Below are 23,431 nucleotides of genomic sequence, written 5' to 3'. Positions count from 1 at the left end.
TTTTACGCCTCCATTAGTAAAAGTTCTGGATCGTTCAATAAACGTTTGATGTGGTTTAACGCATTTTGTGCTGTAGCACCATCAATCATACGGTGATCGAAGCTCAATGATAATGCTAACACAGGAGCCGCTACAATTTCACCATTTTTTACTACCGGCTTTTCTGCAATACGTCCAATTCCCAGAATTGCAACTTCAGGGTGGTTAATAACAGGTGTGAACCACTGTCCACCTGCTGAACCGATATTTGTGATTGTGCATGACGCACCCTTCATTTCATCACCTGAAAGTTTACCGTCACGTGCTTTTCCTGCAAGCTGATTGATTTCATCAGAAATACCAAATACAGACTTACGGTCTGCATGCTTAACGACCGGTACAACAAGTCCTTTTTCTGTATCAGCAGCAATACCGATATTGTAATAGTGCTTCTGTACAATTTCCTGTGCTTCATCGTCAAGCATTGTATTAAGAACAGGGTACTCACGAAGTGCAGATACAAGAGCTTTCACAACATAAGGAAGGAACGTAAGCTTAACATTCTTCTCCAGTGCGATTTCCTTGAACTTCTTACGGTGAGCAACAAGCTTTTCTACATCCACTTCATCCATCAGCGTTACGTGTGGTGCAGTATGCTTAGAGTTAACCATTGCTTTAGCAATTGCTTTTCTCATTCCGCTCATCTTCTCACGTGTTTCAGGGAATTCACCCTCTGGAGCCGGAGCAGAAGCTTTAGGCGCTGACTTTTCTTCTTTCTGATCAGAAGATTGTTCAGTGCTATCAGCTTTAGCATCAGCAGTATCACCTTTCAGATATGCATCGATATCTTCTTTTGATACGCGGCCGTTTTTGCCTGACCCGGATACATAACGAATGTCTACATCGTTATCACGTGCATATTTCCGTACTGACGGCATAGCGATCACGCGGCGGTCAGGATCTACGTCTTCCTGAGGCTTGGCAACTGCTGCTTCACTGCTGTCATCAGATGCTTCAGCTGATTCCTGCTTTTCTTCTTTTGGCTCTTCCTTAGGTTCTTCTTTAGCTTCTTCTTTCTTGCTGTCGCTGCTGTCAGAACCTTTAAATTGAAGATTTTCATAGCCCGGTGCGTCAAGCTTAATCAACGTATCACCTACTACAGCTACTGTACCTTCATCAACAAGAATTTCTTCTACAGTTCCTGCAACAGGAGACGGAATTTCTACAACGGCTTTGTCGTTTTGAACCTCACATAGCACGTCATCTTCTTCTACTTTATCTCCAACACTGATAAACCACTTTACAATTTCACCTTCGTGAATACCTTCACCGATATCAGGTAGTTTAAATTCGAATGACAATGTTTTCACCCTCCTGGTTAGGAATTTTCTTTATTACATGCGTTTATGAAAAGGTAAAACGGAGAATTTTCTCCGTTTTACACATTAAAATTCAAGTACTTTTTTAGCTGTTTCCACTACATCTTTAGCATTTGGCAGCCATACTGATTCAGCCTGTGAGAACGGGAATACAGTATCAGCAGCTGCTACACGCAGCACCGGTGCTTCTAGGCTAAGGATCGCACGGTCGTTGATTTCAGCTACTACACTCGCTGCAATACCAGCCTGCTTTTGAGCTTCCTGTACAACGATTGCACGGTTTGTCTTCTCAACTGATTTAATGATTGTTTCAATATCAAGCGGCTGAATTGTACGAAGGTCAATTACCTCTACAGAGTGGCCGTCTTTTTCTAGCTGGTCAGCAGCTTTCAGTGATTCGTGAACCATTGCACCGTAAGTTACGATTGTCAGGTCAGTTCCTTCACGCTTTACATCAGCTTTACCAATTTCAATTGTGTACTCTTCTTCAGGTACATCTTCACGGAATGAACGGTAAAGTTTCATGTGCTCAAGGAAAATAACCGGATCGTTATCACGGATAGCCGAGATCAGAAGACCTTTTGCATCAGTAGGAGTTGAAGGAATTACAACCTTCAGTCCAGGCTGCTGTGCCATCAGACCTTCAAGAGAATCTGCGTGCAGTTCAGGCGTGTGAACACCACCGCCGAATGGAGAACGGATTGTGATCGGTGAACTGTATTTACCGCCGCTGCGGTATCTCATACGTGCCATCTGTCCACTCACCGAGTCCATTACTTCAAATACGAAGCCGAAGAACTGAATTTCAGGTACTGGACGGTACCCTTCAAGTGCTAAACCAATCGCAAGACCGCCGATACCTGACTCTGCAAGCGGTGTATCAAATACACGATCTTCACCAAATTCTTTTTGCAGACCTTCAGTTGCACGGAATACGCCTCCGTTATTACCAACGTCTTCACCGAACACAAGAACATTTTCGTCATTTTTAAGTTCTGTCCGGAGTGCATCTGTAATTGCCTGAATCATTGTCATTTGTGCCATGGCTTACTTCGACTCCTTCTCTTTATAAATTTCATACTGTTCGTTAAGGTTATTAGGCATTTCTTCATACATGATTTCCATGAGATCAGTAACCTTCTGCTTAGGAGTATCATCAGCTTCTTTGATTGCAGCTTTAATTTCCTCTTTAGCTTTTTCGATTACTTCATTTTCTTTTTCTTCACTCCATAGTCCTTTTTCTTCAAGGAACTTACGGAAACGCACTAGAGGATCTTTCTTTTCCCACTCTGTATCCATGTCATCTGTACGGTAGCGGGTCGGATCATCACCAGCCATTGTATGAGGGCCATAACGGTAGCAAAGTGTCTCAATCAGTGAAGGACCTTCTCCTGCTACTGCACGGTCACGCGCTTCTTTAGTAGCTGCATATACAGCAAGTGGATCCATACCATCTACAAGGATCCCCGGGATTCCTGCAGATACAGCTTTCTGTGCAATTGTCTTACCTTTTGTCTGCTTATCACGAGGTGTTGAGATCGCAAATTGGTTATTCTGCACAACAAAGATGGCAGGCGCATTATATGAACCTGCAAAGTTGATTCCTTCATAGAAATCACCCTGTGAAGATCCACCGTCACCAGTGTAAGTAATCGCTACAGAATCTTTACCACGCTTTTTAAGTCCAAGCGCAATACCTGCAGTCTGAACATATTGAGCACCGATAATGATTTGCGGTGGAAGTACATTAACACCCTCTGGAGAATGATTCCCCTTGAAGTGACCTCTTGAGAATAAGAATGCCTGAGCAAGTGGAAGGCCATGCCAGATAATCTGAGGCACATCACGGTAACCCGGCACTACCCAATCTTCTTTTTCAAGTGCATAGTGTGAAGCAATCTGTGATGCTTCCTGACCTGCAGTCGGCGCATAAAATCCTAAGCGTCCCTGGCGGTTTAAAGAGATAGAACGCTGGTCAAGAATACGTGTATAAACCATACGGCTCATTAATTCCTGAAGCTGCTCGTCACTCAGTTCCGGCATTGCATCTTCATTCACTACTTTTCCTTCTTCGTCAAGAATCTGGAACATTTCAAACTTGTCTTCGATCTGTTCTAATACTTTTACAGCATCGAATGGTGTCTTCTTTTTAGAAGCCATGTAATCCACCTATCCTTTCGGTTTTGTCAAATTCGTTCGTATTCTTCTTCAGAACACAATTACTTTATATTTTTCCACAAATCCAGTGGTAAAAAACCTAAAGTTCTAAATTCTTTTTATCTGTATCAATCATTTCCTTAAAAACATTAATACAGTTTACGAAATAAATTCTACATGACAGCTGATATAACGTCAATCATAAAGTTTTGACGGTTTTATTTCAGTTATTTTTTTACACAGAAACATGAAACTGTATTAATTCTATATGCATCTGTACTATATTAATGATGTAAAAACAAAACTGTTATAAGGCTGATGTGAGTTTTATTGTAGACTCTGTTGAAGGTGATGATTATCGCGGAGCTGACCGGCAAATTAAAAAAGAGCAGACAATTGTCTACTCTTCAGTGTTCAGTTCTGCCATATTATAAAATTCGGCCTTAAGATCATTATATTCATTTGTTAAATCGTTAAACTCAGTATTCGCTTCTATAATCACAGCATTCTGATCGTTTATTTTTGTAACCTGCTGTTCAAGCTCTTCAAGTTTAAGCTCTTCATTTTTAAGCATTTCATAAAGTTCACGATTCAACTGAAGTCCATCCTCATAAGCCGTTGATAATTCATCGTGTGCTGAGTATCTGTTATTCATCGTATCAATCATCGTTTCTACGTGCTGTTGAAGTTCTTCTGAATCTATGTCTGCTACCAGACTTTCCACTTCGCCGAACTCTTCTTCAGAACTGCTGATTGCTTCTCTTTCTTCACTAAGCTTTTCTTCACGTGTATCGAGATTGCTTAATGCATCATCAGCTAATGTGTTGATCTGTTCAAACTCTTCCATACTGAGAGCCATAATCTCATCATATAATTGCTGTTCTTCTGTTTCCAGATCACGCAGATCATTCTGCGCACTCACATATCCTTCTTCTGCTGCTACAGCAGCTTCCAGTTTTTCGCTGATTTCTTCTTCTGCAGGTGTACCGAATACACACCCGGAAAGCAGAATAGCTGAAAAACAAAAAGCGCCTGCTATGTATGTTTTCACTTAATGTAACCCCCTTGAATAATAACACTTAATATCATATCTGTGATTACGGCAAACTTCAATCTTTTTTACCCATTTATCTCCGGTTAATGTTATATATTGAATGAAAGTTGTCTAATGTGATCGTATCATGGCATTTTTCAGACTTAGTAATTTTTTTCAACCATTATATCTGATATGATAATGCTTATAATGAATTTGTTCGGGAGGAAAGTAAAATGATTACGATGAAAGATATTGTTCGTGATGGCCATCCTGTACTCAGAGAAAAAGCTGAAAAAGTCAGCCTCCCTCTAAGTGATGAAGATAAGGCTGTGATGGCTTCACTTCTTGAATATATTAAAAACAGCCAGGACCCGGAGATGGCCGATGAGTACAAGTTGCGCCCGGGAATCGGCCTGGCAGCTCCGCAGATTAATGTGTCTAAACAGATATTTGCGCTTCATATACAGGACGATAACGGCAAATCATACAGCTTTAGTATGGCCAATCCTAAAATTATCAGTCATTCAGTTGATAAAACATACCTTACTTCCGGGGAAGGGTGCCTGTCTGTAGATGAAAATATTCCAGGTTATGTACCACGTTATGCACGGGTAACAATCCGGGGAATCGGTGCCGATGGCGCAGAACTTAAATTCCGTCTTAAAGGACTTGCTGCTGTAGCAGCACAACATGAAATTGATCACCTGAACGGAATTATGTTTTATGACCATATTGATTCAAATGATCCTTTCAAAGAACCGGATGGAGCTGTTCCATTAGAAAGATAAAACTAATAACGTTTTTCATCTTATATGTCAAGAACCTTATCTTTACAGATCACTCATTCCGCGTTATGATAATGATAAGGAGTGATCCGCCATGTTGAAGAAGCTTAAGAAAAAGCTTGCACGACAGTGGAGAGACATGTTGCGTAAAAAGATGATTGCCTGAGCCCCTGTAAGCCCTTCACAATCAGGAGGGCTGTTCTTTATTTAACAGGGTATTATAAATTTGCTTATAAATGATCATAATTATTTATAAACCCCTGAATCGGGGACCAAACACGATAATTAAAGCGCTATGACTGCGCTTTTTTAGTAATGATATGGAGGAGAGATTTACATGATTTTTAAAGTTTATTATCAGGAAGTAGCATCAGAGGTACCAGTACGTGAAAAAACGAAAGCGATGTATATCGAAGCTGAAACTGAAGAGGAAGTACGTAAGAAGCTCAGCGGACATGGTTTTAACATTGAATTTGTACAAAAGCTAGAGGGCAAATATTTAGAATACGAGCAAAATCACCAAAACTATCAGCTGGAACAGTTTTAATAGATGAAATTTGTTAAAAATGACCAGACTGCTGTGTTTGCCCTCGGCGGTCTTGGAGAAATCGGAAAAAACACTTATGGCGTTCAGTTTCAGGATGAAATTATCCTGATCGATGCCGGCATTAAATTCCCTGAAGATGAACTTCTTGGAATTGATTATGTAATTCCGGATTACACATATCTTGAGAAAAACCTGGATAAAATTAAAGGTTTATTTATTACTCACGGTCACGAAGACCATATTGGCGGAATTCCTTATCTGCTTCGCCAGGTAAATGTACCGGTATACGGCGGAAAACTTGCGCTTGGTCTATTGAAAAACAAGCTTGAAGAACACGGTCTTTTACGATCAACACGTCTTCATACAATAGATGAAGATGATGTAATCAAATTCCGTAAAACAGCGGTCAGCTTTTTCCGCACTACCCACAGTATTCCTGATTCATTCGGTGTTGTTGTGAAAACCCCGCCAGGCAATATTGTTCATACCGGCGATTTTAAGTTTGACTTTACACCTGTTGGGGATCCGGCTAATCTGACAAAGATGGCTGAGATCGGTAAAGAAGGTGTTCTTGCACTTCTTTCTGACAGTACAAACAGTGAAGTACCAAACTTTACTTTATCTGAACGTAAAGTCGGTGAAAGCATCGATGATATTTTCCAGACTGTAAATGGACGTATCATTTTTGCAACCTTCGCCTCTAATATTTACCGTCTGCAGCAGGTCGTTGAATCAGCTGTTAAATACGGACGTAAAGTCGCAGTATTCGGAAGAAGCATGGACAATGCTATTAATATTGGTCATGAATTAGGGTATATCAATGCTCCTAAAGATACGTTTATTGATGCACATACGCTGAACAGAATGCCTGCTGACAAAGTAGTCATTTTATGTACAGGAAGTCAGGGTGAACCTATGGCGGCCCTTTCAAGGATCGCGAACGGTACTCACCGTCAGATTCAGATTATTCCTGGTGACACTGTAGTATTCTCATCTTCACCAATTCCGGGTAATACAATCAGCGTTAACCGTACAATCAACCTGTTATACCGTGCAGGAGCTAACGTGATCCATGGATCATTAAATAATATCCATACTTCAGGACACGGTTCCCAGGAAGAACAGAAGCTGATGCTTCGACTGATAAAACCGAAATTTTTCATGCCGATCCACGGGGAATACAGAATGCAGAAAATGCATGCAAGCCTCGCTGTGGATTGTGGAGTTCCTGAAGAAAATTGCTTCCTCATGGAAAACGGTGATGTTTTGGCACTTGGCAGTCACGAAGCTGCGATTGCGGGGAAAATTCCGTCCGGCAATGTATATATTGATGGCAGCGGTATTGGAGACATCGGCAATATCGTCCTTAGAGACCGTCGCGTCCTTTCAGAAGAAGGACTTGTTGTTGTAGTTGTCAGCCTGAATCTGAATGATCATAAGATTGCTTCAGGTCCTGATCTGATCTCCCGCGGATTTGTTTATATGAGAGAATCCGGAGAACTGATTAACCAGGCACAGCATCTTCTTTATAAGCACCTGAATAAAGTGCTTGCAAATAAGACAAGCCAGTGGTCAGAGATCAAAAATGAAATTACTGATACACTTGAGCCATTCCTATATGAAAAAACGAAACGCCGCCCAATGATCCTGCCGATTATTATGGAGGTATGAAAAAAGCTGAGACAATGTCTCAGCTTTTTTTACTGCATAACGCGTTTTTCAAAACGGTTAATGTCATTATCTGCCCCGATTACAATCAGGATGTCTCCTTTTTGTATCACATCATTGGCCTGCGGCGACACAATAATATCATCGCCTCTTTTAATGGCTACAATATTAATACCGTACTTTGCACGAATATCTAGTTCTATGATTGAGTTTCCGATCAGAAGACTGTTTGCTGCAATCTCCACGATAGAATGCTCATCTGAAAGTTCGAGATAATCCAGCACATTGTTTGAAACGATGTTATGAGCAATTCTTTTTCCCATATCTCTCTCAGGGTGAACAACTTTATCTGCCCCGATCCGTTCCAATACTTTTTCATGATAGTCGTTTTGTGCTTTTACAGTGATTTTCTTAACGCCGATTTCTTTCAGCATCAGCGTCGTCAGGATACTTGCCTGAATGTCATCTCCTATTGCTACAATGACATGATCAAAGTTTCTGATTCCAAGGCTTCTTAATGCTGCTTCATCTGTTGAATCTGCCATTACTGCGTGTGTCGCAATCTGGGAGAATTCATCCACCTTATCCTCAAATTTATCAATGGCCATTACTTCCATACCCTGTTCAACTAATTCACGGACGATACTGCCGCCAAAGCGGCCGAGTCCAATAACTACAAATTCTTTTTTCACGTTGTTTCCCCCACTGTCGTGTCCTTACTTTCATTTTAGCACAGGGAAATTCAGAAAAAGAGCTTATTTTTTCCCTTTTACATAATCTGCATCAAAGAGGAATAGTCTCATTAGCAGGTATAGAGATGGAATCAGCAGGCACAGCCCTAATATAAACACAGTAACCAGTGCGATACCCATCGTTTCATTCACAACACTGCCTTCCACTGTGATAAACGGATAAAGGATATACGGTAAGTGAGAAGCGCCATATCCGAAAAATGCAAAGAAAAATTGGAGCATGACCATGAGAAATGCCGTTCCATAATTCTTTTTCTTGAAAATCAGGTAGCCTGCGATCAGGAAGAATACAAGTGATAAACCAAACATCCACCATAGATCAAGCGCCCTCTCAAAGTGTTCACCATTGTGCGAACGCAGTCCGGCAAAAACCATTAAACTTGCGATAATGGTGGGTGCGCCCCAAAAAAGGGCAAACTTTCTCATAATCGCCCTTGAATCATAATCTTCTGCACGATCTGCATAATAAGTTAAAAAGCTCGCACTGATATATAATACAGAGACAATTGCAAGAAATACAACACTCCATGAATATGGACTTGTGAACAATTCACCCGCTAAAAACGTAACGCCATTTTCATCTTCTCTTAAATATCCACCTTCTGAGATCGTTAATGCCGTAGATAGTGAAGCGGGAATTAAAAGCCCTGTCGCACCATATAAGAATAAGTATAATGTACTGTCCTTGGATCCATAATTACCGAATGCATAAAATGAACCCCTGATTGCAATGAGTATAATGGCAACTGAACCCGGTAATAAAAGGGCAGTTCCATAATAGTAAGCTGTATCAGGAAAAAATCCGACCAGACCAACAAAGAAGAATACGAAAAACACGTTCGTTACTTCCCAGACCGGTGACAGATATCTGCTGATCAGTTTACTCATAATATGTTCTTTTTTAGACACTCTTGCATAATAAGCAAAAAATCCTGCTCCAAAGTCAATGGATGCAACGATTAAGTAACCGTATAAAAACAGCCACAAAACTGTAATCCCGATAATCTCTAAGCTCATAGCAGTCATTCCTCCCCCTTGGCATTATTATATTCGTTTTAAAGCAGGCATCAGGGAAAAGACTTTCACCATCTGCCTGCTCATTGTCTTCAATATCAGTCTTACAGGCTGCCTCCAGGGAAGCGCTTTTCAAGCTCTGCTTCAGGCGGTCTGTTCTTGAACATTCTCAGCAGCACTTTCACGCAGAAGAATCCAAGAACTGCATAGAGTGCCAGGAAGAGACCGAATGCAATCCCGACTGATCCGGAGGTTGTAGCTGCTTCATCTACCGTCATAATGCCTCTTAAAATCCACGGCTGGCGTCCGACTTCAGCATAGATCCAGCCGAATTCAATCGCAAGCATTGCCAGCGGTCCACTCGCTACAATCCCCATCAGGAGCAGCTTATTCAATTCATTGAACCGTTTGATGAACATGAACATCACAAACAGTCCTGCAATGAATAAAGAGTACATCCCGATCCCGACCATCATATCAAACATATAATGAACCCATAACGGAGGGCGTTCTTCTTCAGGAAACTCATTCAGTCCAATTACTTCCGTATCAAATGAATTACCTGCCAGAAAGCTCAGCATGCCGGGAATTCTGATTTCATTGCTGATTTCATTATTCTCATCAATTGTTCCGAAAAGGATCAGATCAGCATTTGATTCAGTTTCAAAGTGCCACTCAGCAGCTGCAAGCTTTTCAGGCTGCTCTTTTGCAAGGAATTTTGCTGACAGGTCCCCTGCAAGTGCAGTACCCGCTGAAAAAATCAGTGCAGCTGTCATTGTAAGTCTAAGCGCCTTCTTGTGATAATCTGTTCCTTTTTTCGCAAGAATAATAAAAGCCGTGATAGCAGCTAAAATCAGCGCTGACGTCATATAACTTGATGTGATGACGTGAAACACCTTTGTAGGCGTTGCAGGGTTGAACATAGCAGCCAGCGGGCTGATATTGACTGTTTCCCCGTCAATAATATCAAAGCCCTGTGGCGTATTCATAAAGGCGTTTACCGTAGTGATGAAAAATGCTGATAAAGATGCACCGATCACGATCGGAATATTTAACAGCCAGTGCAGCCAGCGGTTTTTGAATCTGTCCCATGTATACAGGTAGATCCCTAAAAAGATTGCTTCAAAGAAGAAAGCAAATGTTTCCATGAATAATGGCAGTGCAATGACCTGTCCTGCCACCTGCATAAAGCTTGGCCACAGAAGTGATAATTGCAGACCAATTGCCGTACCTGTCACTACCCCGACTGCAACTGTAATTGTAAACCCTCTTGCCCATCTTCTTGCAAGCAGTAAGTAATGAGGGTCATTTTTTTTAAGACCAATGAACTCAGCAATCGCAATCATGACCGGAATACCAACACCGATTGTTGCGAATATAACGTGGAATATGAGAGTCGAAGCTGTTAACAGCCGACTGAGCATTACGCCATCCAGTTCCAATATGATTCCCCTCCTAAAAAAGCTTCATACTAGTAAATTTACTATACCACTGTTCACCAAACATTTTACAATAATAAAGACGTATATGATATGTTGAACATGAACAATTTGTGACATCCTTCACAAAGTATGTATTCTCAGTATATCCCTTGTATTCTGTTTTTTCAAATGAGGATGCTCAGTCTATTTTTAACTGTCAGATGCATAGAAAAAAGACCGGAACATATATGTTCCGGCTAAAATGCTTATCCAGCATGATTTTGCTGCACGGTAAATTGTGAATGCACAAGTCCTTGATAAATTCCTTTATGTTTCATTAACTCATCATGATTACCGCTTTCCATCAGATGTCCATGATCTAATACATAGATTCTGTCTGCATCGCGGATCGTTGAAAGACGGTGCGCAATAATGACTGCCGTTCTGCCTTCAAGTAATGTATTGAGGGCTTTTTGAATAACCACTTCCGTCTCCGTATCAATTGACGCAGTAGCTTCATCAAGAATGATGATTCTCGGATCGGCAAGTAAAGCTCTGGCAAAAGAAATCAATTGACGCTCTCCAACTGAAAGTATATTACCTCTTTCTTCCACTTCAGTGTCATATCCTTTTGGAAGCTTTTCTATAAAGCCGTGAGCTCCCACTGCTTTTGCTGCTTCTATCAGCTGTTGATCAGAAGCATGCGGGAAACCAAAACGGATGTTATCTTTAATTGTTCCTGAGAAAATGAATGTATCCTGAAGAACAATTGAAATCTGTGATCTGAGACTTCTGAGTGATACATCACGCAGATCATGACCATCCATTTTAATTGATCCTGCAGTCGGATCGTAAAAACGGGTGATCATATTAGCGATTGTGGTTTTACCTGATCCTGTATGACCAACCAGCGCAATCGTTTCACCGGCTTTTATATCAAGATTGATGCCGTCTAATGCTTTCCTGTCACCGGAGTAAGCAAAATCAACCCCGTCAAACTTCACATCGCCTTTAATCTGCTTAAGTTCGATCGCATCTTTCTTTTCAGCCACATTCGGCTGCTCATCAAGAAATTCAAAAATTCTTTCTGAAGACGCCATCCCCATAAGAAGCTGGTTATACACCATACCAAGTCTTGAGATCGGCTCCCAGAACATCCCGATCAGGAATGCAAAGGTTACAAACTCCCCGATTTCAAGGCTGCCTCCCTGAATAAGTGTAGCACCATACCAGATTAAAATAGCTGAACCAACTGCGTTTGTCATTTCTACCAGCGGTCTGAATGTCGCATTCTTTTTCGTTGCATCCCGCCAGCTTTCAAATGTTTCATTATTCACGCCTTCAAAATATTGAGCATTCTCTTTTTCCTGTGTAAAGGACTGTGTAATTCTCATCCCCTGAAGACTTTCATTTAAATGGGAGTTCAGTTTTGACTGCTTCAGACGGACTGTCTGCCATGATCTTCTAATCTTTTTACGGAGTTTTGTTGAGATCAGGAACATAGCCGGCAGCACAATCATAACCGCAAGTGCAAGTTCCGGACTGATCGTAAATAAGACAACAAATATACCCATCAGCATCAGAATATCCATTAGAAGATTAATGACACCGTTTGTAAACAGTTCCTGAAGTGAATTAATATCATTCATGATTCTCACCAGGATCGAACCAGCTGAGCGTTTATCAAAAAACCTGTTACTGAGCCACTGAACGTGAGTAAATAGATGCTTTCTCAGGTCATAGATCACACTTTGACCTAAGATGTTCATCCATTTAATTCTGAATACGTTCGCAACATAGTTCACAATATATAGACCGGCAATTACTCCTACAAGCTGCATGAGCAGATTACCGTCTTTCCCTGCAATCGCCTCATCAATTACATACATACCAATCAAAATCGGTATGACCAGCCTGATCGCAGTTGTAATCAGTACCATGATGATCGATAACGGCAACAGTTTTTTTGAATATGGTTTCAGATATCTGAACAATCTCCAAAGCTGGGTCCAGTTAAATGGCTTTTCAATGACCTGGTCTGTTGAATACTTAAATCTGTTTTGAATCCTCTTTTGCGCTTCACTGCTCATTTTTTCACCTCATCCCTGTTGCAGACAGTGCTTTTTGATCTTTATACTGAATATCGTAGATCCGCTTATACTGTCCTTCGAGCTTAATCAGCTCTTCATGTGTACCGCGATGTGTAATCTCACCGTTCTCAAATACAAAAATTTCATCTGCATGTTTTAGTGAGGAAATCCGGTGCGCAATAATAAATGTAGTCCGGCCTTTCATAACCTCTTTTAATGCTTTTTGGATATTGAATTCAGTCTGCATATCTACAGCACTCGTTGCATCATCAAGAATCAATATACTTGGATCCAGGCAGATCGCTCTGGCAATTGCAATTCTCTGCTTTTGACCTCCGGATAGACCAAGTCCTCTTTCGCCAAGCATCGTATCGTAGCCGTCCGGCATTTCCATAATAAAATCATGCGCTTCAGCTTTTTTAGCTGCTGAAATAATTTCATCCATTGTTGCCTCAGGTCTTCCGAATGCAATATTGGCTTTAATAGTAGAAGAAAACAGGAATGATTCCTGCAGCACAAACCCCACATTTTTACGGAGAGATCTAAGCGTGTAATCACTGACTTCCCTGCCATCGATCAGTACAGATCCTTCAGTCGGCTCATAAAACCTTGTCATGAGCTGCGTCACGCTCGTTTTACCTGACCCTGTTGCACCAATTAAGCCAATTGTCTTTCCACTTTCAACTTTAAAAGAAATATTGTTAATTGCCTTTTCGTCATCTTCTGTATAGCGTAATGTTACATTTTTAAATTCAACTACACCTTCAGATCTTGTCATTTCAATAGCATCAGGTTTTTCTGTAATCGTTTCTTCCGCTTCAAGAATCTCAAGCAGACGCTCCCCCGAAGCCTTTGACTGTGAAAACTGGTTAATCGTGAAACCAAGGTTCATAATCGGCCAGATAATAAAACCGACCAGGCTGTAAAACGCTGTCAGTTCACCGGCAGTCAGGCTGTCATTGACAACAAGATACCCCCCGTAACCAAGCAGCATCACAACACTGACATTCCCCAGAAACTCCATTAACGGGAAATACTTAGCCCACACATCCGATGTAAATAAGTACTTTTCTTTATAATCCTGGTTTGAGCTGTTGAACTTATCAATTTGGTGTTCTTCTCTTGAAAGAGATTTCACTGTGTTAATGCCACTGATATTTTCTTGTACATTCGTATTAAGTTTTCCGAATGATTTTCTTACACCTCTAAATGCAGGGTGAACTTTTTTATCAAACTTAAACACAGCAATCGCAAGAAATGGGATAGACAGCATCGTTACAATCGTCAGTGGAACAGAATAATAAAGCATAACCCCTGTTGTCACAATCAGTAACAGTACCAGTCTGATTAATTCAGCAAATCCGAATGACAGGAAGAAACGGAAGCCTTCCACATCAGCTGTCAGACGTGACATGATATCGCCTGTTTTTGCATTATCATAGTATTGGAATGGCAGGCTCTGAAGCTTGTCATACAGCCGTTCACGTAAATCATAGACAGCAATAATACCAAACAGATCTCCATTATATTGAGAGATAAATGTAGCGATTCCTTTGATCGCCATAATCCCAATAAATCCAAAAGCAAGATAAGGGATCAGTCCGTACCTTCCCTGACCGACGACGTCATCAATTGTGATCTGTAATATAATCGGATAGACAATTGTAATCAGTGTCATGACAAATAAAAATATGATCGAAAGTATAAAGTGCCGCTTATGAGGCCAGTAAAATTCTTTTAACTTCTTAAAAACATCCATCGCGTATCCCTCCTCTTTTGTTTCTTCTATTATATAGACACCTATTAAATATATCGGTTTTCGAAATATATTTCCACCTTTATTAGAATTTTTTCTCATTTCCCACTATTCACTCATGAGTGTAACGCTGCAGTCATTAAAAAAGATCAGCCCGCAGGCTGATCTTTTTGAAGCGATCTTATAATGTTTTTTGTCCAGGCTTCCAGTTTGCCGGGCAAAGTCCGCCAGTCTGAAGTGCCTGCAGTACGCGAAGTGTTTCGTCAACATCACGGCCGATGTTGTTGTGGAATACTGTCTGATACATCAGCTCGCCTTCAGGACTGATAATGTGAAGTCCGCGAAGTGCAATCCCTTCATCTTCAATCAGTACGCCATATTCACGAGATACCTGGTGATTTGTATCCGCTGCAAGTGGGTAGTTCAGATCGCCAAGACCATTGTCTTTGCGTTCTGTGTTGATCCATGCAAGGTGCGTATGGATTGTATCAGTAGAAACCCCGATAATTTCAGCATCAAGGTCTTCAAATTCGTCGTAACGGTCTGACATTGCAGTGATTTCAGTTGGACATACAAAAGTGAAGTCCATTGGATAGAAGAATAACACCGTCCATTTATCTTCTTTCATATTCTGTTCAAGACTTACTTTTCCAAATTCCTTGTCAGCAAGTACTGCGTCCATTTCAAAGCGTGGCGCCTGCTTGCCTACCATACGTTCTGCCATCAAAATCCCTCCAGATCAAAATTCAGCATGAGAATGAATTGATTCATTCCTCAATAAACTCACGATTTCCATGATAATATACGAAAAAACATTAGTCAATTTAAAACAAAATTGATTTTATATTATTAATAAAATCCGCATGAATCCTTGATTCATGTTTTCCCTTTTGTTATAAGGGTATAGTAGGACGATATAAACCATTGTGTTATGCAGAAAGGATGACAGTCATTGGAACTTATTTTAAATGTTAATGCGTTAAGTGCAAGACTTGCCGAATATGAATGGGGAGCACTTCTTATTGCAATCGGAATCGCAGCTCTGAAAATCATCGGCATCATTATTGTATTTATGATTGCTAAAGCGATCGGAAACCGTGTATTATCACGAATCTTCACTAAATATGAGCATAAAGAAAATATCTCCGTCGGCAGAGCCCGTACGTTAGAGAGTCTAACCAAGAATGTTTTTGGCTATGCACTCATCTTTATCTTAATTGTCACGATCCTGCAGGTTGTCAATATTGATGTTACAGCGCTGATCGCAGGGGCTGGTATTGTTGGTCTGGCAATCGGATTTGGTGCACAGGGCCTTGTCAGTGACGTCGTAACCGGATTTTTCATTCTGCTTGAAAAGCAAATCGATGTTGGCGATTACATAACGACTGGCAGCTTTTCAGGAATATGTGAAGAGGTTGGTCTAAGACAAACTAAAATCCGTGGCTTTGACGGGACATTACATTTCGTACCTAACCGTGAAATTACAAGCATGAGTAACCATTCACGCGGTAATATGCGCGCAATGATTGATATTGGTATCTCTTATGATGACGATATTGATAAAGCGATTAAAGTGTTACAGGATGTATGTGATGAAGTTGCTGCTGCTAACAGCAACATTGTAGAAGGACCTAATGTAGTAGGTGTTCAAGAGCTTGGTTCTTCAGATGTCGTCATCCGTGTGATCGGAAAGACTGCAAATATGGAACAGTGGGGCGTTGAAAGAGAGCTTAGAAAAGCAATGAAAGAAGCGCTCGACCGCAATGGCATTGAGATTCCATTTCCACATCAGGTATACGTACACAAAGAAAGTTAAAAAAGGCGGCTGATATGCCGCCTTTTTTTATGATTATTTACTTCTTAAGTAGTCTGTAATGAATGTGATCGCCGGTTCAATTGCTTTCTCATCCGGATTCAGTTTTGCGTGATGCAGTCCGTACTCAGACCCGACACCAAGCCAAAACATGAAACCCGGAATTTCTTTAAGAAAATAACCGAAATCTTCTCCTGTCATAGCTTTTTCGCATTCAATACAGTGAATACCATTGTACTCAGAGGCAAATGACATAAAATCTTCAGTGAGCTGATGATCATTATAGACCATGTAATAAGGCTGGTTGAATTCAACTTTTACTTCACAGTCAAAGGCCAGTGCAATTCCTTCAGAGATTGCCTTCACCCTTGTTTTTAACGTCTCCATCACTTCAGGATCGAGACTTCTCATTGTTCCATTCAGCTCGGCAGTCTCAGCAATAATATTTCCTACTGTCCCCGCCTCAAGTTTGCCGACAGTGACAACTGCACTGTTTAACGGGTCAATTGACCGTGAGACGACTGACTGCAGCTGTGTGATCAAATGAGCACCTGCCACAATCATATCTTTTGTTTTATGCGGATAAGCCGCGTGTCCACCTTTACCGGTTAAGACAACTTTCAATTCAGACGTGTTTGCAAATAAAAGACCCTTTTTAACTGCGATTTCTCCTGCCTGATATTCAGGAGCGACATGAAGGCCCATGATCTCATCAGGCATCCAGGCTTTCATCTCATCTGACTGAAGCATGCGTGCAGCACCACCCGGCCCTTCTTCAGCCGGCTGGAAAATGAAAAGAATATGATCGTCAATAGGCTGTGACGCTAATGCTGTAAGCACCCCAAGAGCAATGCTCATGTGGAAGTCATGACCGCATGCATGCATGAATCCGTGATGCTCAGAGGAAAATGGCAGTCCTGTCTGTTCAGTAATTGGCAGTCCATCGATATCTGTTCTGTAAGCCAATGTTTTCGGACTGCTTCCTTTTCCATTTACCAACACAAACATACCGGTTTCCCATGTTTTAACTGATAGGTTTTCCTGTGGCAGCGAGTCGATATACTGAAGTAAATAGCTTTGAGTTTTATATTCCTTGTATCCAACTTCAGGGATTTTGTGAAGGTCTCTTCTGATTTCAATAAACTTGTCCATTTACAAACACCTTTCCTGTTATTCAGTTCAAGAAAAAAACGCAGATTGTCATCTGCGTTCTTTAAAAGCAGCTTTTACAGCTGACGAAGTTCCTGCTTAATTTCTGTTTTAGACTTTGTCTTTTCATCAATTTTCTTCAGTACCTTAGCCGGTGTTCCTGCAACGACTGTGTAAGGTTCAACGTCCTCAATGACAATTGCACCTGCAGCCACAACAGCGCCCTGTCCAACTGTTACACCTTCTAAAACAACAGCATTTGCACCAATCACAACATCATCTTCAACCACTACCGGTTTTGCTGAAGGTGGTTCAATTACACCTGCAAGGACTGCTCCCGCACCGATATGGCAATTCTTACCTACAGTAGCACGGCCACCAAGAACAACATTCATATCGATCATTGTACCTGAACCGATCACAGAACCGATGTTAATTGAAGCACCCATCATGATCACTGCATTATCCCCAATTTCAACCTGGTCACGGATAATCGCACCCGGTTCAATACGAGCTTTGATGTTTTTCAGGTCCAGCATCGGAATAGCAGAATTTCTGCGGTCGTTTTCTACAATGTAATCCCAAATCTGATCAGTGTGTGCTTCAAGCGCCGGCTGAATATCTGCCCACTCTCCGAAGATAACACCTGAACCTTCAGATAAAAATGTCTGGGTAGCATCACCAAAGTTAATCTTATGAAGATCTGCCCCCTTGACATATACTTTTACAGGCGTTGATTTTTTCGCGTTTTGAATATAAGAAATAATTTCATTTGCATCCATTGTGTTCATTTGAATTCCCCTCTCAATCATTTAAGCATTCAGCTGACTTTTACTTTATCAGACCACCGCACCACAATACAAGTGATCAATATTAGAAAATTTCAAATCATACGGATAAATACTTTTTAACAGACTCGATAAATGCTTCAACCTGTGGGAGTTCAAATGCTGCCTGATAGCCGATCAGCCAGGTATCTCTTTTTAATGTGTGATCTTCTGTATGAAGTGGTGTACAAAACACATCTTCATTACCTGTCAATGTAATGGACGGAAGGATGGCATACCCGATTCCATTCAGCGCCATTTGTTTACAGGTTTCGATTTGATCTACAACGATATTCTGGCGCGGTGAAATCTGAAACTGTCTGCCCCACCACTCCTGAATTTCCTGATAATAAGTTGAATCACTTTTGAACTGAATGAAAGGTCTATTTGTTAAGTGAAGATCTTCTACACGTTTTATTTCTTTATCCACAAGATACAACTGGTCCTGAAATAAATGCAACTTAGGTCCTTTCCAGTCAGGTGTCCCTCTGATAATCCCTATATGCACATCACCATTGTATACAGCCTGCAATATTTCACTGCTCCATCCTGTCATGAGTGAAATTCTTGCGTGCGCATTTGTTTCTACAAAGTCTTTCAGCACTTTTGGCAGCCAGTTCTGCCCCACAATAGAAGCGCAGGCAATTTTCAGCGTGCCATATACCTTTGTATCAAGCGCGAGAATCTGTTCTCTGACTGCTTCTTCCTTCTTGATCATTTCCCGTGCCATATTCACAATCATTTCCCCGGCAGGTGTAAGCGTCAGTCCTTTTTTAGACCTGATAAATAATGACTTTTGCCATTCTTTTTCGATTGACTGCAGCCTTTGTGATAAAGCAGGCTGGGAAACAAACAGCCTTTCAGCTGCTTTTCTCATATTCATCTCTTCAGCAAGTATATCCAGCATATGATAATCGGAATGATTCATAGTTCACCCTATTCCTTCCTCGGCAGAAACAGAATAAAAAATAAGCTGATTAAAGCAAATGCAAATACAATGAAATAAACGATATTTAAACCGCTTGTCATAGCCGACTGCAATTGCTCAAGTACAACAGGCTCAATGCGGCTTCTCTGTTCTGCTTCAAGCAGACTATTCACCGCATCAACACCTAATGACTGAACTTCGGTGTTTTCACTCTTTTCAAAAGAGGATCTGATCGAAGCATTCAGTATCCCTCCAAGCAGCGCAACTCCGACTGTACTGCCCAGATTTCTCATAAACATATTTGCTGCAGTTGCAGCACCTCTTAATTTCCATGGGACTGCACTTTGAATAGATACAATAAATGATGTTGTTGTAAGCCCCATACCTATTCCAACGAAAAATGAGGATACCGCAGGCCATACCGGCCCATAGCCCGGTTCCATCAGGACAAATAGAAATGTTCCAATGATTAAAGAGATTCCGCCAAGAAGACTCGTTTTATAATAACCGATTTTAATCAGTAATCTTCCTGCAACAGTTGCTGCAATGGGCCAGCCAATTGACATTGCAGTCAGCGTAAATCCGGCAATACTAGCGCTCTCCTCCATCACACCTGTCACAAAAGCAGGCAGGTAACTCGATATACCTATCAATAATACGCCTGTTGTCAGTGATACAATATTGGCAATAAATATCGCACGGTTTCTCCAGATCGAAAATGGCATCATCGGGTCAGGTGCCTTCAGCTCATGTCTGACGAAAAGATACAACAGCAGTACCGCTGAAGCGATCATGATGAGCGCAGTCGAAGATAGCCATGGGATAGAAATACCGCCTTCTACCAGCAGATACAGTAAGACTGTCAGTGCAACTGATAGCAGAGCTGCTCCTTTATAATCAATGGGCGATGTATTTTTTTCAACGTCCTCCTTGAGGAATATCCAAAGCACAGTAAGAGAAAGAACACCAAGCGGGATATTAATCCAGAATACGTATTGCCAGCCGATCGTTTCTACCAGTAGTCCACCGATCGCAGGTCCCATAACAGCTGAGATTCCCCATACACTTGATAGGTAACCTTGAATCTTTGCGCGTTCTTCTTTAGAATATATATCTCCTACAATCGTTGAAGCGATCGGCATGACAGCCCCCGCTCCAAGACCCTGAATAAACCTGAAGGCGATCAGCCATTCCATCGATTCAGCAAAACCACATAATATAGATCCGACTAAAAAAAACGACATACCTAATGTAAGTACGGGCTTTCTGCCAAACAGGTCAGACAGTTTTCCATAAAGTAATACTGTAACCGTACTCATTAATAGATATGAAGAAAAAACCCAGCTATAAAGCTGGAAATCACCAAGGTCTGCTGTGATTGCAGGCATAGCTGTTGAGACAATGGTCGCTTCAATTGCACCAACAAACATCGCAAGCATGACAGCAGCTAATATAAATGGACGGTATTTATTTTGTCCTGTCCGCTGATTAGACTCATTCATATAGAAGCTCCCTTGACGTTAAGAACGCTGAATTTGTTTGTGTATATGCCTCTGTAACTGTTTTAACATTACTCTTCGTGTTAGCAGCCCTTCAAAATAACCTTCAGGACTCATCACGCACACAAACGGGTGGTCCACAAGGAGGTTAAGTGCGAACTGAAACTGATCAGTCTGCTTTAGAGATGGAATGTCAGCACGCATGATATCTTTTACTTTTTTTTCGTTCAGTCTGCTAAATTCAATTTCTTCAAGTCCGAGCATTGAATCAGTGATCATCTGTACACTGATCAGGCCTTTCAGGTGATAGGAAGAATCCAGTACGGGTATGGATGAATATCCGCTTTTTGTTAATACGAGAAGTGCATGTTCTGCAGTGTTCATCTCCTGCACGTGGGCAATTTTTTCTGAAGGAATAATATATTGACTGATTGGTGTTTCAAGAAATTCTTTATGTTCAATTGTTAGCATGTGTCAAACCCCTTTTTACAAAATCTCTCTGTCCCCATCATAACATAACCAAAGAGATGCTCTCTATGTCTGAACTCTGTTTTAAAAAAATCCAAAAAAAAACCGGGAGCACCGGTTCTTCATGTTTACTGGTTATTATTTTCTTCCTGAAGCAGTTCATAGATTTCAATCGCTGTCATATCAATGTTGTCGAAAGGATATTTCTGCGGTTTCTGATCTTTGTCATACACTTCAAGCTCGAACGTATCATTTGTGCCAAAATATTTCACCTGGCATACTCTTTTACCGTTCAGTTCGAAAAAGCGGGAAGGAACATCACCTGACTGATCCTGCTCCTGCAATGTTTTTAGTCTTTGAATAATACCCATCAGTTGAGACATGTGGTATTCTCCCTTCTGTTTGTTGATCATTTCATTATAACATTTAACCGGGAATGGCAGTTAGCAAAGAATCATCCGGTGAAACCACCTTCATCCTCATTCCCTTTTTCAGCTGTTACAAAACAAAGAATACTATAACACACATTCTCAACTCATGACAGCTCAAATTAAAGAACAGACAGGAACACTTGCAAATCCTTTGACACAACTGCTGATTTACGCGAAACTATTAACAAATGAATATTGTTTAAAGGAAGTGAGCAGCGTGCAAAAAGTAATTTTGTACACTCAGCCACAGTGTCCGCCGTGTGAAATTGTTAAACGTTTTTTTAAAGCAAACCAAGTTGAATTCAGTGAGATAAATATTAAAGAGGATACATCTTCAAGGCAATATATGATAGACACACTGGAATCATATTCGACCCCGACGGTAGTGATCAATGACAGTGAAGTCGTGCGCGGCTTCAACCTTGAATCCCTGGCTGAAAAATTAAATATATCGTGTGATTAATAAGAGGCTGGAGACAATTGTCTTCAGCCTCTTTTGTAACAGGTCTCTCTGTGTTGTCAATACACCATCATATAATAAAGAATGATGGCGACTCCTGCGACTCCTGCGAGACTGTAGATAATAATAACCGGGTTAAATAATAAAGGATGGCGTTTTACCTGCTGTGACACTTCATCCTTTTCACTTTTTTTATTACCTGCCTGCAAAGTGACGGCCAGTCCAATCAGACAGACCAGTGTAACTGCTATAAGTGTGATGGCTGCAGTCATATGATTCCCACCTTCTAAGTCTTTACCTTAGCGTGAACATATGTAGCAGCAATTATGCATAAAACCTTTTTAGAAAGGAAACGCGTTCAGCCATTGACCACCATCAAGCGTGACGCATTCACCATTCATATACGCCGCCTCTTCAGATAACATATAAGCAGCCAGACCAGCGATTTCTTCCGGTTTGCCTAGTCTCTTAAGTGGTACACTCTGAACTGTTCTTTTCGCTGCTTCTTCAGATTCAAATAACTTTTCCGCACCGCCTGTACGCTCAATTGGACCTGGTGCGATTGCGTTTGCCCTGATCCCGTATTTGTGTCCCCATTCAACAGCCACGGTTCTTGTCAGCGATAACACCCCTGCCTTTGCAGCTGCTGAATGTGCTACTCCAGCTCCTGCATTCCAGGCATATGTAGCCACCATATTAATGATTGTTCCTTTTATTTCGTGCTTGATCCAGTAGTCACCTGCTGCTTTTGTGCAGTTGAATGTACCATTGAGTACAATATCAATGACTGACCGCCATGCATTCGGTGACATTTTTTCGATCGGACAGATAAAGTTGCCTGCTGCATTATTAATCAGGCCATCAACTGTTCCAAACTTTTCAACAGCAGATTGAATCATCTGCTCAGCCATTTCATATTCTCTTACATCCATTTGAAAATACGCAACAGTGTCTCCTGTACCGATTTCTTCCACAGCTGCCTTCAGCTTTTCCTCATCTCTGCCCGTGATCATGACAGAATGACCATCATCAGCCAGCCTTTTCGCCATAAATTTCCCCATTCCATTTGAACCGCCTGTAACAATATACACTTTTCTCATCTGAATCCCCTCCAGTATAATGAATGACTATTCATTCATTATACTATTAATCATTCATAAAATTCAATTTATTTAAAGTTAAAGCCTTATTAAAGTTAAATGTCATTTGAGGACAGCTGGTGACTGAAGCGGAAACCATCAGCCACCTCAACAAAACTCAAAGAAAAAAACT

Annotated in this window: 23 protein-coding genes; 5 read left to right on the top strand and 18 right to left on the bottom strand. The window is 41.1% G+C overall.

Features of this window, described 5'->3' with window-relative positions:
• Nucleotides 1-2: 2 nt before the first annotated feature.
• From KP77_RS08420 to KP77_RS08405, 4 genes are all read right to left on the bottom strand, one after another.
• Nucleotides 3-1,340, bottom strand: a complete 1,338-nt coding sequence (locus tag KP77_RS08420; RefSeq protein ID WP_041122260.1) for a dihydrolipoamide acetyltransferase family protein — start codon at nt 1,338-1,340, stop codon at nt 3-5.
• Between the two features lie 84 nt (nt 1,341-1,424).
• The gene (locus KP77_RS08415; RefSeq protein ID WP_041122259.1) at nt 1,425-2,402 is read right to left on the bottom strand and encodes an alpha-ketoacid dehydrogenase subunit beta; all 978 of its coding nucleotides are present in this window, start codon (nt 2,400-2,402) and stop codon (nt 1,425-1,427) included.
• 3 nt (nt 2,403-2,405) lie between these two features.
• Nucleotides 2,406-3,518, bottom strand: coding sequence for a pyruvate dehydrogenase (acetyl-transferring) E1 component subunit alpha (pdhA, locus tag KP77_RS08410; protein ID WP_041122258.1), 1,113 nt, complete (start codon nt 3,516-3,518; stop codon nt 2,406-2,408).
• Between the two features lie 397 nt (nt 3,519-3,915).
• Nucleotides 3,916-4,566 carry a YkyA family protein gene (locus KP77_RS08405; protein WP_052474043.1) on the bottom strand — a complete coding sequence of 217 codons (651 nt, stop codon included), beginning with the start codon at nt 4,564-4,566 and terminating at the stop codon, nt 3,916-3,918.
• Between the two features lie 218 nt (nt 4,567-4,784).
• Here KP77_RS08405 and def point away from each other — a divergent pair, with 218 nt between their 5' ends.
• The 3 genes from def to rnjA all read left to right on the top strand — a co-directional run bounded on the left by def (nt 4,785) and on the right by rnjA (nt 7,554).
• On the top strand, nt 4,785-5,339 hold the full coding sequence (gene def / locus KP77_RS08400; RefSeq protein WP_041122257.1) for a peptide deformylase: 555 nt from the start codon (nt 4,785-4,787) through the stop codon (nt 5,337-5,339).
• Between the two features lie 334 nt (nt 5,340-5,673).
• Nucleotides 5,674-5,883: a DNA-dependent RNA polymerase subunit epsilon gene (locus tag KP77_RS08395; RefSeq protein ID WP_041122256.1), complete on the top strand. Its 210-nt coding sequence runs from the start codon at nt 5,674-5,676 to the stop codon at nt 5,881-5,883.
• Between the two features lie 3 nt (nt 5,884-5,886).
• Nucleotides 5,887-7,554, top strand: a complete 1,668-nt coding sequence (gene rnjA, locus KP77_RS08390) for a ribonuclease J1 (protein ID WP_041122255.1) — start codon at nt 5,887-5,889, stop codon at nt 7,552-7,554.
• A gap of 29 nt (nt 7,555-7,583) precedes the next feature.
• Here the strand turns inward: rnjA and KP77_RS08385 are convergent, their stop codons facing one another.
• From KP77_RS08385 to KP77_RS08360, 6 genes are all read right to left on the bottom strand, one after another.
• Complete coding sequence (locus tag KP77_RS08385; protein ID WP_041122254.1) at nt 7,584-8,243, bottom strand: potassium channel family protein; 660 nt, start codon at nt 8,241-8,243, stop codon at nt 7,584-7,586.
• 63 nt (nt 8,244-8,306) lie between these two features.
• On the bottom strand, nt 8,307-9,320 hold the full coding sequence (locus KP77_RS08380) for a cytochrome d ubiquinol oxidase subunit II (protein WP_041122529.1): 1,014 nt from the start codon (nt 9,318-9,320) through the stop codon (nt 8,307-8,309).
• Between the two features lie 101 nt (nt 9,321-9,421).
• Nucleotides 9,422-10,759 (bottom strand): cytochrome ubiquinol oxidase subunit I, encoded by a 1,338-nt coding sequence (locus KP77_RS08375; protein WP_041122253.1) that lies wholly within the window; start codon nt 10,757-10,759, stop codon nt 9,422-9,424.
• A 245-nt stretch (nt 10,760-11,004) separates the two neighbouring features.
• The gene (locus KP77_RS08370; RefSeq protein ID WP_041122252.1) at nt 11,005-12,828 is read right to left on the bottom strand and encodes an ABC transporter ATP-binding protein; all 1,824 of its coding nucleotides are present in this window, start codon (nt 12,826-12,828) and stop codon (nt 11,005-11,007) included.
• Nucleotides 12,829-12,832: 4 nt separating this feature from the next.
• Nucleotides 12,833-14,587 carry an ABC transporter ATP-binding protein gene (locus tag KP77_RS08365; protein ID WP_041122251.1) on the bottom strand — a complete coding sequence of 585 codons (1,755 nt, stop codon included), beginning with the start codon at nt 14,585-14,587 and terminating at the stop codon, nt 12,833-12,835.
• A 178-nt stretch (nt 14,588-14,765) separates the two neighbouring features.
• Nucleotides 14,766-15,308, bottom strand: a complete 543-nt coding sequence (locus KP77_RS08360; RefSeq protein ID WP_041122250.1) for a peroxiredoxin — start codon at nt 15,306-15,308, stop codon at nt 14,766-14,768.
• Nucleotides 15,309-15,536: 228 nt separating this feature from the next.
• On the opposite strand from KP77_RS08360, the gene KP77_RS08355 reads away from it, so the two are divergent.
• Entirely contained in the window at nt 15,537-16,400 is an 864-nt protein-coding gene (locus KP77_RS08355; RefSeq protein ID WP_235420694.1) for a mechanosensitive ion channel family protein, read from the top strand.
• A 33-nt stretch (nt 16,401-16,433) separates the two neighbouring features.
• Here KP77_RS08355 and KP77_RS08350 read toward each other — a convergent pair whose 3' ends face one another.
• The 6 genes from KP77_RS08350 to KP77_RS08325 all read right to left on the bottom strand — a co-directional run bounded on the left by KP77_RS08350 (nt 16,434) and on the right by KP77_RS08325 (nt 21,651).
• Nucleotides 16,434-17,549 (bottom strand): N-acetyldiaminopimelate deacetylase, encoded by a 1,116-nt coding sequence (locus KP77_RS08350; protein WP_041122249.1) that lies wholly within the window; start codon nt 17,547-17,549, stop codon nt 16,434-16,436.
• A gap of 74 nt (nt 17,550-17,623) precedes the next feature.
• Complete coding sequence (dapD, locus tag KP77_RS08345) at nt 17,624-18,337, bottom strand: 2,3,4,5-tetrahydropyridine-2,6-dicarboxylate N-acetyltransferase (RefSeq protein ID WP_041122248.1); 714 nt, start codon at nt 18,335-18,337, stop codon at nt 17,624-17,626.
• 97 nt (nt 18,338-18,434) lie between these two features.
• Nucleotides 18,435-19,301 carry a LysR family transcriptional regulator gene (locus tag KP77_RS08340; protein WP_041122247.1) on the bottom strand — a complete coding sequence of 289 codons (867 nt, stop codon included), beginning with the start codon at nt 19,299-19,301 and terminating at the stop codon, nt 18,435-18,437.
• 8 nt (nt 19,302-19,309) lie between these two features.
• Nucleotides 19,310-20,803: an MDR family MFS transporter gene (locus KP77_RS08335; RefSeq protein ID WP_041122246.1), complete on the bottom strand. Its 1,494-nt coding sequence runs from the start codon at nt 20,801-20,803 to the stop codon at nt 19,310-19,312.
• Between the two features lie 18 nt (nt 20,804-20,821).
• Entirely contained in the window at nt 20,822-21,271 is a 450-nt protein-coding gene (gene cbpB, locus KP77_RS08330) for a cyclic-di-AMP-binding protein CbpB (protein ID WP_041122245.1), read from the bottom strand.
• Nucleotides 21,272-21,396: 125 nt separating this feature from the next.
• Nucleotides 21,397-21,651, bottom strand: a complete 255-nt coding sequence (locus KP77_RS08325; protein WP_041122244.1) for a YkuJ family protein — start codon at nt 21,649-21,651, stop codon at nt 21,397-21,399.
• Between the two features lie 265 nt (nt 21,652-21,916).
• On the opposite strand from KP77_RS08325, the gene KP77_RS08320 reads away from it, so the two are divergent.
• A complete protein-coding gene (locus KP77_RS08320) occupies nt 21,917-22,162 on the top strand; it encodes a glutaredoxin family protein (protein WP_041122527.1) in 246 nt (81 codons plus the stop codon).
• A gap of 56 nt (nt 22,163-22,218) precedes the next feature.
• Here the strand turns inward: KP77_RS08320 and KP77_RS08315 are convergent, their stop codons facing one another.
• Both KP77_RS08315 and fadH read right to left on the bottom strand, forming a co-directional pair.
• Complete coding sequence (locus KP77_RS08315; RefSeq protein WP_041122243.1) at nt 22,219-22,431, bottom strand: hypothetical protein; 213 nt, start codon at nt 22,429-22,431, stop codon at nt 22,219-22,221.
• Nucleotides 22,432-22,500: 69 nt separating this feature from the next.
• A complete protein-coding gene (gene fadH, locus KP77_RS08310; protein ID WP_041122242.1) occupies nt 22,501-23,259 on the bottom strand; it encodes a 2,4-dienoyl-CoA reductase in 759 nt (252 codons plus the stop codon).
• Nucleotides 23,260-23,431: the final 172 nt, after the last annotated feature.

The organism is Jeotgalibacillus alimentarius (assembly GCF_000829445.1).
GTDB classification, from domain to species: Bacteria; Bacillota; Bacilli; order Bacillales; family Jeotgalibacillaceae; genus Jeotgalibacillus; species Jeotgalibacillus alimentarius.
This window is presented reverse-complemented; position numbering and strand designations above follow the sequence as displayed.